The sequence below is a fragment of the Paraburkholderia sp. JPY419 genome (assembly GCF_050435705.1).
In the GTDB taxonomy this organism is placed as follows: Bacteria; Pseudomonadota; Gammaproteobacteria; order Burkholderiales; family Burkholderiaceae; genus Paraburkholderia; species Paraburkholderia youngii.
This window is the reverse complement of sequence record NZ_JBNDKV010000004.1, coordinates 2408997-2423749: the sequence shown is the minus strand read 5'-3', so window position 1 is coordinate 2423749 and position 14753 is coordinate 2408997. Positions and strand designations below refer to the sequence as shown.

At 62.3% G+C, this 14753-nt stretch carries 15 protein-coding genes and 2 pseudogenes; 9 read left to right on the top strand and 8 right to left on the bottom strand.

Features of this window, described 5'->3' with window-relative positions:
- Nucleotides 1–117: 117 nt before the first annotated feature.
- Nucleotides 118–555 carry a DUF4399 domain-containing protein gene (locus tag QFZ91_RS39590; protein ID WP_429570623.1) on the bottom strand — a complete coding sequence of 146 codons (438 nt, stop codon included), beginning with the start codon at nucleotides 553–555 and terminating at the stop codon, nucleotides 118–120.
- Nucleotides 556–601: 46 nt separating this feature from the next.
- Nucleotides 602–1105, bottom strand: coding sequence for a DUF4399 domain-containing protein (locus QFZ91_RS39585; protein WP_429570622.1), 504 nt, complete (start codon nucleotides 1103–1105; stop codon nucleotides 602–604).
- Nucleotides 1106–1275: 170 nt separating this feature from the next.
- Between QFZ91_RS39585 and QFZ91_RS39580 the strand changes: the two are divergent.
- Nucleotides 1276–2247 (top strand): annotated as a pseudogene (locus QFZ91_RS39580) (caspase family protein); the annotation flags it as partial.
- A gap of 105 nt (nucleotides 2248–2352) precedes the next feature.
- On the top strand, nucleotides 2353–3447 hold the full coding sequence (locus QFZ91_RS39575) for a formylglycine-generating enzyme family protein (RefSeq protein WP_429570964.1): 1095 nt from the start codon (nucleotides 2353–2355) through the stop codon (nucleotides 3445–3447).
- A gap of 28 nt (nucleotides 3448–3475) precedes the next feature.
- Here QFZ91_RS39575 and QFZ91_RS39570 read toward each other — a convergent pair whose 3' ends face one another.
- The gene (locus QFZ91_RS39570; RefSeq protein ID WP_429570621.1) at nucleotides 3476–5635 is read right to left on the bottom strand and encodes a protein kinase domain-containing protein; all 2160 of its coding nucleotides are present in this window, start codon (nucleotides 5633–5635) and stop codon (nucleotides 3476–3478) included.
- Nucleotides 5636–6068: 433 nt separating this feature from the next.
- Between QFZ91_RS39570 and QFZ91_RS39565 the strand changes: the two genes are divergently transcribed.
- From QFZ91_RS39565 to QFZ91_RS39545, 5 genes are all read left to right on the top strand, one after another.
- The gene (locus QFZ91_RS39565; RefSeq protein WP_176382900.1) at nucleotides 6069–6338 is read left to right on the top strand and encodes a hypothetical protein; all 270 of its coding nucleotides are present in this window, start codon (nucleotides 6069–6071) and stop codon (nucleotides 6336–6338) included.
- 100 nt (nucleotides 6339–6438) lie between these two features.
- On the top strand, nucleotides 6439–6726 hold the full coding sequence (locus QFZ91_RS39560; RefSeq protein ID WP_373685772.1) for a hypothetical protein: 288 nt from the start codon (nucleotides 6439–6441) through the stop codon (nucleotides 6724–6726).
- A gap of 195 nt (nucleotides 6727–6921) precedes the next feature.
- Complete coding sequence (locus tag QFZ91_RS39555; protein ID WP_176382903.1) at nucleotides 6922–7140, top strand: hypothetical protein; 219 nt, start codon at nucleotides 6922–6924, stop codon at nucleotides 7138–7140.
- 689 nt (nucleotides 7141–7829) lie between these two features.
- Nucleotides 7830–7985 carry a DUF3309 family protein gene (locus QFZ91_RS39550; protein WP_013092523.1) on the top strand — a complete coding sequence of 52 codons (156 nt, stop codon included), beginning with the start codon at nucleotides 7830–7832 and terminating at the stop codon, nucleotides 7983–7985.
- A 107-nt stretch (nucleotides 7986–8092) separates the two neighbouring features.
- Nucleotides 8093–8893 (top strand): SDR family oxidoreductase, encoded by an 801-nt coding sequence (locus tag QFZ91_RS39545; RefSeq protein ID WP_429570620.1) that lies wholly within the window; start codon nucleotides 8093–8095, stop codon nucleotides 8891–8893.
- Between the two features lie 263 nt (nucleotides 8894–9156).
- Here QFZ91_RS39545 and QFZ91_RS39540 read toward each other — a convergent pair whose 3' ends face one another.
- Nucleotides 9157–9786, bottom strand: coding sequence for a LysE family translocator (locus QFZ91_RS39540; RefSeq protein ID WP_429570619.1), 630 nt, complete (start codon nucleotides 9784–9786; stop codon nucleotides 9157–9159).
- 336 nt (nucleotides 9787–10122) lie between these two features.
- Between QFZ91_RS39540 and QFZ91_RS39535 the strand changes: the two genes are divergently transcribed.
- Nucleotides 10123–10596, top strand: coding sequence for an Lrp/AsnC family transcriptional regulator (locus QFZ91_RS39535; RefSeq protein ID WP_013092527.1), 474 nt, complete (start codon nucleotides 10123–10125; stop codon nucleotides 10594–10596).
- A 21-nt stretch (nucleotides 10597–10617) separates the two neighbouring features.
- Here QFZ91_RS39535 and QFZ91_RS39530 read toward each other — a convergent pair whose 3' ends face one another.
- The 4 genes from QFZ91_RS39530 to QFZ91_RS39515 form a co-directional block, all read right to left on the bottom strand.
- Nucleotides 10618–11406, bottom strand: coding sequence for an alpha/beta fold hydrolase (locus tag QFZ91_RS39530; protein ID WP_429570618.1), 789 nt, complete (start codon nucleotides 11404–11406; stop codon nucleotides 10618–10620).
- A gap of 86 nt (nucleotides 11407–11492) precedes the next feature.
- Nucleotides 11493–11840: a DUF4148 domain-containing protein gene (locus QFZ91_RS39525; protein WP_429570617.1), complete on the bottom strand. Its 348-nt coding sequence runs from the start codon at nucleotides 11838–11840 to the stop codon at nucleotides 11493–11495.
- 39 nt (nucleotides 11841–11879) lie between these two features.
- Nucleotides 11880–12227: a DUF4148 domain-containing protein gene (locus tag QFZ91_RS39520; RefSeq protein WP_429570616.1), complete on the bottom strand. Its 348-nt coding sequence runs from the start codon at nucleotides 12225–12227 to the stop codon at nucleotides 11880–11882.
- Nucleotides 12228–12609: 382 nt separating this feature from the next.
- Complete coding sequence (locus tag QFZ91_RS39515) at nucleotides 12610–13653, bottom strand: alpha/beta fold hydrolase (RefSeq protein WP_429570615.1); 1044 nt, start codon at nucleotides 13651–13653, stop codon at nucleotides 12610–12612.
- 382 nt (nucleotides 13654–14035) lie between these two features.
- On the opposite strand from QFZ91_RS39515, the pseudogene QFZ91_RS39510 reads away from it, so the two are divergent.
- Nucleotides 14036–14753 (top strand): annotated as a pseudogene (locus QFZ91_RS39510) (cytochrome c biogenesis CcdA family protein).

The following is a 14753-nucleotide window of genomic DNA, read 5'->3' as shown; positions in this document are numbered from 1 at the left end:
GTAAAGGCCTGGAAGAACGCACCCGCCGTGGCGTCGCTACCGGCCGGCGGAGCGGGGCTCGCGAATGGTGGATCGCAGCCAACAGCGCACGCGGCATTGTTGGCTGCATGATGACAGTCAGCGCGCGATCACCGTGATCTTCTTCGAATACACCGGCGGGTTATGCGGCATATGCATGTCGTCGCCCATCAACAGCTGCAACGTATGCCTTCCCGGCGGCAATGAAATCATCGTTTCGGTTTCGCCCGCGCCGAAATGCAGATGGTGGCGATCCGAGGGTATCTCCTGATCCAGCGGCGGCAGCTCGCTATCGATCAGAAGATGGTGGTGGCCGGTGTTCGGGTACTTCACGCCTTTCGGCGCGACGCCCATGAAGCGCAGGCCGAACCACACGCGAAACGGCTTATTGGCGGGCACCACCTGGCCATCGTTCGGATAGCCGATATACGCGTATGCGCTGGGCGGCGACGGCGTCGCTGCCCACCCACCCTGCGGCGCTGTCGATGCCGTCAGCGCCGCCGCGACGAATGCCGCGGCCGCAATGATCTTGTACATCAGGACTCTCCGTTCCGGCTTGACCAGTTCGAACCAACGGATCGCGTTAGTCTTTTAGCACAGTGATGGTGATCTTCTTCGAATACACCGGCGGGTTGTGCGGCACGTGACGATGGTCGCCGAGAATCAGCTGCAGCGTGTGCTTGCCGGGCGGCAACTCGATGCGCGCGTCGGTTTCGCCCGCGCCGAAATGCAGGTGCTGGCGGTCCGATGGAATCTCCTGGTCGAGCGCGGGCAAATCCGTGTCGATCAGCAGATGATGGTGGCCGGTATTCGGAAACGCGATGCCCTTCGGACACACGCCCATATTGCGCAGCCCCATGCGCACCCACAGCTTGCCGCCGTGAATCACCGCGCCATCCGACGGCCAGATGATGTACTCCTCGGCCCCCGGCGGTGACGCCGTCTGCTCGGCGCGCGCGACGCCGCCCGTTCCTATGCCGATGCACACCGCGACGAGCGTCGCGCACACCGCCGCGCGCAATCCGCCGCAATGCGCTTGTGCCGGATCACGTCTGCCGAAAAGAGAGGAAACACGGGTTCTTCGCATAGCGCACTCTCCCGAACAGGAGTCATGGCTGGGCCCGGCTATCGATGGCCATCCGGGTGTTCGAGCGGCTTGTCGCGGATTGAAACCGGTAGACCGCCACCTAGTTAAAACGGCCGTGTGAGGTGACTTTGTGAATCAGCTTAGAACGTAACTTGCCAAAAAGATACGCAATGCTCGTTAACCGTATGACGCGTTCAGGACTCCCGGACAGTTGTGACGCGAAGCGCGTGCTATCGTTAATAATGAGCGCGGACAGCGCGATCGTGGTGCGCGAATGCCTGAATTCTGTCCGGTACAAACAGGATAAAACGATGTGGCGACGATTCCTGCTGGTGTGCGTGGTTGGGGCAATCCAGGCGCAGTGGGATAGCGCCGGTGCCGCGACGCAACGCGAATTCATCGAGCCGAGTGCGGCTTCGGTGACGAGTGAACCGGGGCTGCCGGCGGATACCGCTCTGCTTCTTTCACCCTTTGCTTCGTCACGCGACGACACCCATTCGCGGCGTGTCGCGCTCGTGATAGGAAATGGCGAATACGGCGACGCCGCTACCCCGATCCGCGCCAACGCGCCGCGCGACGCCGAATCGATCGGCGCTGCACTCCGGGCGCGTGGCTTCGAAGTCATCACGCGCACGAATGCGACGCCGCCGCAAATGCGCGCGGCGATCGACGAATTTCAACGACGTTTGAAGACAGGCGATATCGGGCTGTTCTATTTCGCCGGACACGGCATGCAGGTAGCCGGACAAACGCTGCTGTTGCCGGCGGGACTCGATGCTCGAGCCGATAACCGCGCACCGGTGTCGCTGCTGAATAATGGCGTCGAACTGAATACCGTCTTGCAGGCGATGCAATCCGCTCGCGCCGGCCGGCTCAATCTGCTGATTCTCGATACCTGCCTCGACAATCCATTTAGGCCCGCCGAGATTGCGACCAACCAACCGAAGCTCGCTGCCAACACCGTGATTGCCTACGCAACCGCGCCGGGTGGTTTCGCGGCGGACGGTCCACGGCATGGCGTCTACACCGGTGCGTTGCTGCAAGCGCTCGATGATGCCTACGCCTCGTCCCAATCGCTCGCCGCGCTGTTCCGCCAAGTCGCCACCGAAGTGCGCGCCGCCACTCGCGGAGCGCAGCAGCCGTGGCTCTCCGTAGCGCGTACTTCCATTCCCGCCAGTGGCGAACGCACTATCGCGTCGTCGATTACGTCGGACGATCGCGCCGCAATACCGCGCAGTCGCGGCATCATGCCGAAGGAAAGCGGCGAACAATACGAAATCACGTTCTGGGAGTCGATCAAGGACAGCAACTACCCAGCCGATTACGAGGCTTATCTGAAGGCCTATCCGAATGGGCGCTTCGCCACACTCGCGCATGCGCGTATCGATCGATTGCGCGCGGCGGCATCGACTCCGGCGGTGAGTGGTGCGCAACCAGCCGCGCCCGCGGCGCAGAGCGGGCATGTCGCGCCACCCGCACCGCCTGCCCAGGTCGCGCATCCCGCGGCGCAAGCGAGCGCGGCCGCGCCGCCACCACCGCGCCCCGCTGCCGCGCCAGCGCCGACGCCGCCCGCCACGGCCGCCGCTGCGCCCTTCGCCGAAAAGACCGTCGCCCATCCGCCGACCGCCGGTGAAATCCGCGACTGCGCCGCGTGTCCGATCATGGTCGACGTACCCGCCGGCTCATTCGCAATGGGCAGCAATACCGACGACCCTTCGGAAAAGCCCGTGCATCACGTGAGCATCGGCGCACCCTTCGCGATCGGCAAATTCCCGGTGACGGTCGAGCAATGGAATGCGTGCGTCGCCGCCGGCGCATGCCAGAAGCTGACCCCGGAGAGCAATAGCATCAAGACCGCACCCGCGCGCGATCTGAGTTGGGACGACGCGCAGCAGTACGTCAAATGGCTCGCCAAAACGACCGGCAAACCGTACCGTCTGCCGACCGAAGCCGAATGGGAATACGCGGATCGCGCCGGCACCACGACCGCGTACTGGTGGGGCGATCAGATGCGCAAGGGCAACGCCAATTGCAAGGACTGCGGCGACCCGTGGCACAAGGAAGGACCGGAAAGCGTCGGCACGTTCGCCGCGAATCCGCTGGGTCTGTACGACATGAACGGCGGCGTCTGGGAGTGGACCGCCGACTGCTGGCACAACTCCTATCAGGGCGCACCCGCCGACGGCCACGCGTGGGACACGCCCGGCTGCGAGATGCGCGCGATTCGCGGCGGCTCATGGCGCGAAGGCGGCGACTACATGCTCAGCGCGACGCGCTTCAAATACAGCGCGGGCGTGCGTCAATCGCAGAACGGTTTTCGCGTCGTCAAGGATTTGCGCTGAGGGCCGTTTCGATTGGCTCTCTGACGGATCATGGCTTGGCGGGTTTGGTCGTAATCGGCGCGAAGTCCGCCAATAGACGATCCTGCCCGTATTGGCCGCCGATCTGCTTCAACCGCGTCTCGAGCGCGCGCAGATAATCGGCGCGCGCTTCGCTTTCCGGGCGCAGCTTGTCGAACAGCGGCACCGGGGTCACCACCAGCACCACCATCTCCGAGCCGAACGGCTTCGAAACGGTCCAATCGCCCGCATTGCTGCCGATCGTGTACGGACCGCCATTGGCCTGCATCTGGTTGTCCGGCCACAGACGGCTCGGCACCATGTGCACGACGTGGCCGTCTAACTGGTAGTAGTCGACGGTCGCGAAGGAATCGAACGGAGGCGCTTTCAGGTCGACCACCAGCGAGTCGTTCTCGGTCAGCAAACCGCTTGGCGGTCGCATGTGCAGCGACGCTGCCCGTCCCGCCTGCCAGTTGCGCACCAGAAACGGCGCAAGCGTTTTGACGAAGTCGCATTTGTCGTCGGCGAGCGGCCGCACGTCGAGCGAAACCGTATCGACGCCAGGCAGCGCCGCCAAGGTCTCCTTCAGACGTGCGGCGCCGTACCGCTGCGACAGGAAACCGCGCACCGTCAGTGCGTGGTCCTGCACCGCGCCCGATAAAGCCGAACACGGTACGCGGGCAAGCGTGGGCGTGATTGCCGCAAGCGTCAACGCGGGCTTGGGCGCGGGCGCCGGCGTCGCGGTTGCGGCCGCACCACCCGTTGTAGTACCGCCTTCATTCGCGCCAGCCGAAGGCGCTGTCTGTGCGGCATTCGTTGCAGGCGCGACAGCGGACGCCGCAGCCGCCCGATCGACCTGATCGCCCAGCGGTCCCGCCGCCTCGGAACGCGCCGCCTGCTGCCGGTTGGACCCCGAGCGAACAGCGAACACGCCCACCGTAACCGCGCACACGACGGCCAGCGTAGCGAGCCCGGCCCATGCGAGCGACCCGGACTTCTCCGCGCGCGCTTCATTGTCGAACTCGGCGATAAAGCGCTCGACGCTCGGCATCCGCGTATTGCGGTCGAACGACAACGCGGCACGCAACGCGCGCCATTGGCGCGCATCGAGATTCGGCGGACGCTGCGGCTTGAACTCGGCATTGCGCGCCTGCGTGGCCGACAGGCGGTCGAACGGATGATGTCCGGTCAGCAGCTCGTAGGTGATGCAGCCAAGCGCGTAGATGTCGTCGCGCGGGTCAGGCTCGCGATGCTCGATCATCTCCGGGCTCGCATAGGCCGGCGTCAACGCGCCGAGACTGCCGGGATCGAACACGGTCGCGTCGCTCTCCTCTTCCGGCCGTTGGAATACGCGCGCGATGCCGAAGTCGATCACTTTCACTTCGGCATTGGTGGTCAGAAACACGTTCGCGGGTTTGAAATCGCAATGGACGAAGCCGCGCTCGTGCGCGTACGCGAGCGCCGCGCACATGCCGCGCACGATCGGCAGCGCGGCCCGCACCGGCATGCCCTGATATCCAGGCGTGCGCAGCAGCTGGCTGAGCGGCTTACCGCTCAGATACTCCATCGTCAGATAGACGATCGGCCCGTCGCGGTCGAAGTCGTACACGGTGATGATGTTGCGATGCGCGAGCACCTGCGCCTTGCGTGCCTCGCGCTGCAACGCGACCAGCGAATTCGGATTGCCGCGAAACTGGACGTTCAGCACCTTGATCGCGAGATAGGGCTTGCGGTCCGACGCTTCGAGCTTGCGCAGATCGAGCGCCTTGTACACGGTGCCCATGCCGCCCACGCCGAGGCACTCTTCGAGCACGAAGCGGTTGTTCAGGGTATCGCCGATGCCTTTGATGGTTTCGTGCGCGGTGCTTCCAGTGGTACTCGCGCTGCCCGCGCTGCCAGCGCCGCCCGGGCTCGACGAACGCAGCGACGGTGGATCGACCGTGGTCTGTATGCCGGTTTCCTCGCCACCCGCCGCGACGTTCGACACGCGCAGCAGCTCGATGCGCCGCCGCACTTCCAGATAGAGATCGTCGGGCAACGGTGACTTGTGATGCGCGGCGTACAGCGTCTCCAGCAGCCGCGTCGGACCGAGTTGCTCGGTCGCCAACGCGCTGTCGAGCTGCGCGACGAACTCGTCGCGCGACAGCTCGCCGCTCTGGAAGTCGAGAATCACACGCGCAAGGCTAGCCATTTTTGCGAAGCACCGCCGTTGCCGCTGGACCGTGTCGCATGCGACCGACGCCACGCGGGTCGATAGAGAAGCTGTCGTATCCAGTTACATGTGCCGTTTCGATACTAGCTCCCGGTCCGCGCTTTCGCAAACCAGGCAAACCAGGCATGAGCCGCGCGCCGCGCCGCATGATGTCGCGCGCAATGTCGTGTGCGAGCCAACAGGGTCCGCCGCGATGTCGGACTGCCGCCACCGCCCCGAGCGCGTCAACGCGGTTCGAGCGGACCGGCACGGCGGCCGAACCTCGCGCAAAACCCTTATACGATAAGGCTTCGTCGATTTCCTCAGGATACGTGGCCACCACTGGCACAGCCTGTGCATTAGTGATGTCCGAGCAAACGAATTGCTCGAAACCACTCGCGACACTGCGAAAACTTCCTTCAGGAGACTCACCATGAAAACGCTGATGATCAAAGACCTGTCCGTTACCGAACAACTCGACAGCAAGGCCATGAAAGCCGTACGCGGTGGCTATGGCCCCAGCCAGTACTACAGCTTCGCCCCGGTCTACGCGCCGACGCGCATCAAGAACAGCACCACCTCGCAATTCATCAACACCGAACTGAACTTCCAGAACGCCAACGGCAACAACGTTGCGTTCTCCGAAGGCATCGACTCGACGCTCAGCCCGTATGTCGTGTCGAGCAACTCTAACGGCCACTAATGCATGGCGCGGCGAGGCGCCCGCTGTCGCGGGCCGCTTCGCCGCAAGCCATGCATGTCCGCCTTCCATACGTTTTTGGAGAAACGCCATGTCATCCCTCATGATTCGCGATCTGCCCGGCGCGCGCGAACTCGATCGCCGGACCATGTCCGGGATCGCCGGCGGCACCGGCAGCAACGTGCCCATGCCCTCGGGCCCTGGTGGTCTCGGCAGCCTTGCCGGCATCGCCAACGTCAACGTCAATGTCAACGTCACTCAGAATCTGGCTCAACAGCAAATCGTCAATGTCGCAGCGCTCAATGACATCGGCTCTATCGGCTCGGACGTCGTGCTGCCGAAGCTGAAAGTCGATCCGATCCTGGCGGGCGCCAATCTCTCCGCCGTGTAAGCCGGGGCAGCAGCAGGGGACCGGGGGTTCCTTCACTGCCGCGACAGCACCACGACCGCGCACGCCGCGAACGGATTTCCTATACTGACAGTGCGTTGAGACCGCAGTAAAACGAATAGCACACTGAACACATTCCGAGCCCGGCGGCTGGAACCCGAACGGGTCTGGCCGCCGGCGCGTTTTTCTGGAGCCGTCATGGCCAAGCTGAGCATCAAGGATCTGACCGAAAGCGTCGAACTCGACCGCGAGGCGATGGCCGCGATCGTCGGCGGCGCTCATGTCGGCGCGCGTTCGAGTCTCGCCGCGCCGCTGGTGCCGGCCGCGACGCGCGTCGTCGAATACCCGCCGGGCTTTCCGGACGCGCATCTGCGTATCGCGGAAGCCGCTGCGCCGCGCAAAGGGCGACGCCGCTAGCATTGCTCGCGGGGGCGTTTCAGCATCACGGCACGCGCACAGGGCGCGTGCCGTTTCCGTTTGGGCTTGCGATAGAGCGTTGCACGCCTCGGTTCGCCACGCGCGACGCTGCGCTGCGCCCCAATCATTCGCACGCGACCCGTGCGACGCGCGCAAACACTTCGACTCGAGATCGCGGTCGTATCCGGTGTGATTCAATGCGGCTATCGCGCGGATCCTTGCCAGGTTTCGCATCGCGGCCCCCGCTCCATTTTGCGGCTCACTTCCCCTACGTTGGCATAGCCCTTGCAGAAATCGAGGCGGGCGCCGCACTGTGCTCGCCTTTTCACGTCAAGGAGAAATGTTGCGCGGCGGCCGATCGGTAGTCGTCAAGGTGGACGGTGGCGGCACGGGCACCGTCGACGATTGGGACATCAACACCGCGATCTTCGAAGGCCGCATCAACGGACCCTACCTTCTATAGGACGCGCGACGTGTCCGCAATTGGAAAAACGGCACCCTGCTCATGTTTTGAGCGCAATGGGTGCCGTTTTAATTGACTCGCGAATCTCCGCACCGGCGTGCGCTGCCACTGTGATCCTCTTAAAGGATCGGCCTTGGGTACGCGGTTTGCTCTCTAGGGATGACCCTGCGGCCCTGTGGGCAACCTGGGTACAGCAGGTCCCCTTCAACCAGGCGGAGGTCATAACATGCTAGGAACCATTCTTCTCATCGTGCTGATTCTGCTGCTGATCGGCGCTTTTCCGGCGTGGCCGCACAGCCGGGCGTGGGGCTATGGTCCGACCGGCGGACTCGGCATCGTATTGATCGTGGTGATCGTTCTGCTGGTTGCCGGCGTGATATAGGCCACGCGTCGTGGACTGCAACACCAGAGGCGGGCCGCCGTCTATCCGCGCGATGTCGCGCGCCGGTAGGTGGCGGCTTCGCCTTTCGTCGTTGCCGGAGCACTCAAATGGAAAAGTTACTGGCCAATCAGGTCGCGCTGATTACCGGCGCGAGTTCGGGAATCGGCTATGGCGTCGCCAAAGCACTCGCGGATGCTGGCGCGGCGGTCGTGCTCAATTATCATTCGCACGCGGAACCTGATGAAAAGCTCGCCGAAGAAATAGAACAATCCGGTGGATCGGCAATCGCGATCCAGGCAGACGTATCCAATCCCGCTCAGGTAGCGAACCTCTTCGAGGCGAGTCGCGCGCGCTTTGGCGGCATCGATATCGTGGTCGCGAATGCCGGACTGCAGAAGGACAGCGCATTCGCCGACATGACGCTCGACGATTGGCAACTCGTGCTGTCGACGAATCTGACCGGCCAGTTTCTAACCTGCCAGGCCGCAGTAAAAGAATTCCGCCGCCGCGGCCTGACGACCGTATCGAAAGCGCTCGGCAAGATCATTTGCATGAGTTCCGTTCACGAGGTCATTCCGTGGGCGGGGCGCGTAAATTACGCCGCGTCGAAAGGCGGCGTTCAGATGTTCATGAAATCGTTGGCGCAGGAAGTGGCTCCCGAGCGCATTCGCGTCAATTCGATTGCGCCGGGCGCGATCCGTACGCGGCTCAATCAGGACGCGTGGGATTCGCAAGCGGCACTCGACAAACTATTGCAGTTGATTCCCTATGGACGCGTCGGCGCCGTGGAAGATATCGGCAAGGCGGCGGTGTGGCTTGCTTCCGATGAAAGCGATTACGTCGTCGGCACGACGCTGTTCGTCGATGGCGGGATGACGTTGTATCCGGGCTTCTCGAATAACGGCTAAGAACGATACGGGCACGAGATACGACACCTCTATGCCTCGCAGCCTGGTGCCGTTTCGACTCAGGCACGCGGCCTGCTGACAGTCCTGCGTATTCGAACTTAAATACGAAAGGAGATGACATCATGCCTTACCTGATTGGCTGGCTACTCGGCGTTCCGTTGATCGTACTGATCATCCTGTACCTCATTTTCCATTGATATCGCGCGGTACAGAGATAAGGGTGACGTTGTCCCCGCGGCGGCGGTATGCGGCTAGTTTCGTAGTCAGCGTACCGCCGCCATCAGCGCCCCCATTCCAACCAGCAAGCTACCCATCAGGCGGTTCACGACGCGCAGCCGCGTCGGCCGCTGCAGAACCGTGCGCAGACGGTGCGAGAAGATTGCCGTCGAAGCGACGCCCAACGCGAACATCAGCGCAAAAGTACTGGCCAGCAAAAAGTACTGATGATTGGCAGACCAATGCGCTTCATTCGACGAAGTACTGATGAACTGTGGAAAGAAAGACGGAAAGAAAAATAGCGTTTTCGGATTCAGGCCCGACGTCGCGAAGCCGCGCCAAAACAAACCGCGTTGTCCGGCTCTCTTGGCCAGAAGCGGCGAAGCCGCGCATGTGCCGCTTCGCCATTGTTTGAAACCAAGATAAACCAGATAAATCGCGCCGGCCCAGCGCATCATGATTAGCGCGTGCTCATCGATCAGCAATAGTGAGTTCAGACACAGCGCGGTAAAAGCGAGTTGCAGCAATACCGCGCAGGTGCCACCCCATACACAGGGCAATGCCGCGCGCCATCCAGCGCTTAGCGCCTGACTCATCGTAAGAACATTGACCGGACCGGGCGAATAAACGAGTACGGCGGACGCGAGAAGAAACGAAACATACAACTGGATCGGCATTGGCGAGTCAGCAGGCAAAAGAGAGTTGCGATAGACACATGCGGCGACATGCGTCCATGCCCTGCGAGCGCGCCTTCCGGCGTGGGTAACGCCGGAATTCGCCCGCGTGCCGCCTTACCGTGAAGGCGGCGAGACACCGAAAAAGCGGCTTTTGGCCACGGAGGATCGCCGGCGCGAGGCCTGCGGTCCGGGCGAATGTCCCGGGCATGAATGCACGTCGAAAATATACCCGGAGCCCGGCTGGATAGGCTTCTTAAACGCATCCGCTGATGTCGCCTATTCGGAACGATCTTCACCTATAATATCGTTAAACAAAATATTCTTCCGCCATCGTCGATGAACACCCGAAACCGCCCGCTCGACGCCCTCGATCGCAAGATCATGCGCGAGCTTCAGAAGAACGCCCGGCTCAGCAATGCGGATCTTGCCGAACTGGTCGGCATGTCGACCACCGCGTGCTGGAATCGCACGCGGCAGCTCGAAAACGAAGGGTATATCCGCGGCTATGTTGCCTTGCTCGATCAGCAGAAGCTCGGTTTCGCGGACGTCGTCCTGCTCGAAGTCACGCTGGACCGCCACGACGAAGACGCACTCGCGCGCTTCGGCGCCGAGCTCGCCACGCTCAGCGAAGTACTCGAAGCGTACCTGGTGTCCGGCGATTACGACTACCTGGTCAAGGTCGCGGTAGACGGCACCGCCGGCTACGAACGCTTCCTGCGCGAAAAGCTCTACAAGATCGCAGGCATTCGCCATAGCCGCTCGATGTTCGCGCTGCGCTGCATGAAGAGCATTCCATCGATCGCAATCTGATTGGCGATCAGACTGCGCGGTTCAATGCGCGGCCCGCGACGCGGCGATGATCGCGTCGGCCACCGCTTGCGGCTGGCTCAGCATCGCGACATGGCTCGTGTCGACGCGCGTGATCTTCGCGTCGATGTGCTTCGCCATCTCCAGTTGCAAGGCCGGATCGATCATGCGGTCGCGGCCCGACACCACGAAATACGACGGCTTGTCATGCCAGGCGGCGTTCGTCACCTTGTCGTCGATACAGCCAGCGGCCCACGGCTGCTGGGTCGCCGCGATCAGGCGTTTCTGCGGCAGCGGCAGATCCTGCGCGAAGTCGTCGAGCACCGCGTGGGTCGATAGCGTCAGATAGCCGGCCGAGTCCTTGCGCAACTCGCCAGCCCAGACCGGAGCGGGTTTGTCTTTCGTGATGTCGGCGATGGACTGGCGGTTGTCCGGCGCAAATGCCGCGACGTATACGAGGCTCTTCACCTTGTCGTCGTTGCCGGCTTCGCTAACCACCACTCCGCCCCATGAATGGCCGACCAGAATCACAGGTCCGTTCTGCTGCGCGATCACGCGCCGGGTTGCCGCCACGTCGTCGGCGAGCGAACTCAGTGGATTCTGCACGGCCACGACATGCAGGCCGCGCGCTTCGAGCAACGGGATCACTTTGTCCCAGCTCGACCCGTCAGCGAAGGCGCCATGAACGAGCACGACGTTCTTGCCCTTCAGGTCGTCGGGCGGCGCAGCCTGCGCGAACTCCGTGGCCTGCAATGCGAACAGTCCGCCCAGCAACAGAACGGAACCGAGAATTCTTTTCAGCAGCGTGGTCATCGTTTTTTCTCATCAGGTGGGTAAAACAAGGCGTCCGCGCGTCGACATGAATCGATGCGCGCGGACGGCTTGCTCATTTGTGTCGATCACGAATGCGCGTAGATGGAACCGAGGCCGACGACCTTGGAGCCGTCATATACGCGATCCGCCGCCGCATGCTTCATCGGCACCTGCGAGCCCGAAGCCGAACTGCCGTTCGCGACGCCGCCGTAGGCGGAAGCGTCATGGCCCGCACTGATGCGCGCCTCGGCCGCCTCGATATTCTGCGGATATTGCGTGTTGTCGCTGGCGGGGTTGTAGCCGGCCTTTTGCAATTGAACCAGCTCCGCGCGAACTTCAGCACGAGTGAGCGCGTGTTGCGATTGCGATTGCGCAAACGAAACAACGGGAACAGCAAGGAGTGCGGTGACGAGCAGCGATTGGACGAGTTTCATGAGTCTTCTCCGGTATCAGAACATTCAGCGATCAACGAATCAGGAGTGCGCGTAGATCGAGCCAAGGCCGACAACGTTCGAGCCGTCGTTGGCTCCATGCGCAGCCGCATGCTTCATCGGCAGATGCGAGCTGGAAGCCGAGCTTCCATTCTCGACACCGCCGTAAGCGGTAGCGTCCTTGCTGGCGCTGACCCGCGCTTCTGCTGCCTCGATGTTCAGCGGGTATTGCGCGTTGTCACTAGCCGGGCTATAGCCGGCCTTCTGCAACTGGACCACCTGCGCGCGAACTTCAGCGCGAGTGAGCGCGTGTTGCGGTTGCGATTGCGCGAACGAAACAACAGGAGCGGCGACGAGTGCGGCGACGAGCAGCGATTGAACGAGTTTCATGAGTCTTCTCCGGGTATCAAACCATCAGGGATAAGGATTGAGCGGAACACAGAGCCATCAATGCAGATACACTGTCATGCCCCGCCTGATTCACACGCAACGTTGTGAATCAACCTTGCGTGAAGACATTAGAACGCTCCAACGTATCTGCAATGTTTTCGTCACCCCCCATTTCTGCAAGCGTGTTTGTCTGCGTACGCCGTTGATACGTTGCGATACAAAACCCGCTTCCGAACATGCGGTGCAGCGCCGGCGTGGCATGTGTGTCGTGCGGGTTACAGGTGTTGCGCAAATGGGCCCACCCATGAAGAAACCCCAGCAGCCGTGCGTTCGACTGCTGGGGTTCCGTTCAGAAGAGAGAAGCCGGCGAGCGCCGGCTCGATCAAAGGCGCGTGACGTCGAGAATCGCATCCGCAAAAGCTTTCGGCGCTTCCTGCGGCAGGTTGTGGCCGATGCCGCCGCTGACGTTGCGGTGCTGATACTTGCCGGTAAACTTCTTCGCGTATGCAGCGGGCTCGGGATGCGCGGCGCCGTTCGCATCCCCTTCGAGCGTGATGGTCGGCACCGCGATCGTCGGTCCGGTGGCGAGGCGCTTTTCGAGTGCGTCGTATTGCGGCTCGCCCTGCGCGAGTCCAAGACGCCAGCGGTAGTTGTGAATCACCACGGCAACATGGTCCGGGTTATTGAACGATTCGGCGGAGCGCTCGAACGTGGCATCGTCGAAATTCCATTTCGGTGAGGCCGTATGCCAGATCAGCTTGTTAAAGTCATGACGGTTCGCTTCATAACCCGCGCGGCCACGCTCGGTGGCGAAATAGAACTGATACCACCACGCGAGCTCGGCCTTCGGCGGCAACGGCGCGCGGTTAGCCTCCTGGCTGCCGATCAGATATCCACTCACCGACACCATCGCCTTCACGCGTTGCGGCCACAGCGCGGCGACGATGTTCACCGTGCGCGCGCCCCAGTCGAAGCCGCCGAGCACGGCCTTGTCGATTTTCAGCGCGTCCATCAGGTTGATGATGTCGACCGCGACCACTGCCTGTTGGCCGTTGCGCGGCGTATCCGCCGACAGAAAACGCGTGCCGCCGTAGCCGCGCAGGTAAGGCACGATCACGCGGTAACCGGCCGCCGTCAGCAACGGCGTTACTTCGGCGAAGCTGTAGATGTCGTAAGGCCAGCCGTGCAGCAGAATGACCACCGGTCCGTTCTGCGGACCTGCTTCCGCATAGCTGATGCTCAAGGTGCCTGCATTTATCGAGCGAATGTTCTCGAACGACGCCACGCGCGCGCCTGCTTTCGCATTGCCGGCCGTGTCGGCCGATTGCGCATGCGCGAGCCCGCTCAGCCCCAATTCGAGCACGCTGATACCCGCAACCGCCGTTCCGAGAAAGCGGCGGCGACGGCTATTGATCTGATCCGACATGGTTGTTCTCCTTTGAGCCAAGCTTTGATACGGAATTTGGAATAAACGAATCGAATACCGCTTGAAACGAATGGTGACAGCGCAGGCTGTCATCAGGAAGAGCAACTAAGGCACGCATCGTTGCTTTGTAGGCAACGCTTGGCCCTGGTCGACTAACCAAATGCGCGAGGCCAACCAACAGCGCCTTCGCTATTTCAATGAGGTGCTCACGCCGGGACCGCTCGGCAGCCACCGCAGCGCATCGACTCGTCAGCCAGTTTGTGTCGCAATGTATCTACGCCGTGCGCGGACACACAACATTGCAACCGCGCCTGATCGCCGACACAAACCAGATACGCGTGGGCGTTCCAATACGGTCATCCCAGCCAACGGAACGCCCATCATGCACAGTACCCTCGAAACTCCGCTCGCCCTGCTCGCCGGCTTGCTGACGATTGCCTCTCCCTGCGTACTGCCGGTGATGCCGATCCTGCTCGGCACTTCCGTCGAACAACCGAGCCGGACGCGGCCGCTCTTCATCGTTGCCGGCTTCATTCTGACCTTTGCGTCTTTCGCGCTGCTATTGGGCGCTGTGTCGAGCACCGTGCACGTCGCGCAACAGGTACTGCGCAATACCGGCATCGCGTTGCTCGCACTGTCCGGACTTCTGCGTATCTGGCCGCGCCCCTACGACTGGCTCGTCGCGCAACTGCAAGGACCGCTCGACCGGATCGGCGCGGCCATCGCGCCGGGCACGCAACCGGGCAGCGGCAACGCGGGTGGCTTCGTGCTCGGCATGTCGCTCGGCGCGGTATGGACACCCTGCGCCGGACCCGTGCTCGCGTCGATTCTCGTGCTCGTCGTTAAGGCTCAGGACCTCGGCTGGTCGGCACTGCTGCTCCACGCTGTATGCGATCGGCGCAGCGATTCCAATGCTCGCGATCATCTATGGCGGACATTACGTGACGCGTCATGTACGTGTCGTCTCGCGTCACGCAGAGCGTCTGCAACAGGTATTCGGCGTACTGGTGATGCTGACCGCACTCGCCATCTATTTGCAGTACGACGTGCTGCTGTACGCGCGGCTCGCCGGCCTTTTCCCCTCACTCAAAGGACTTTGA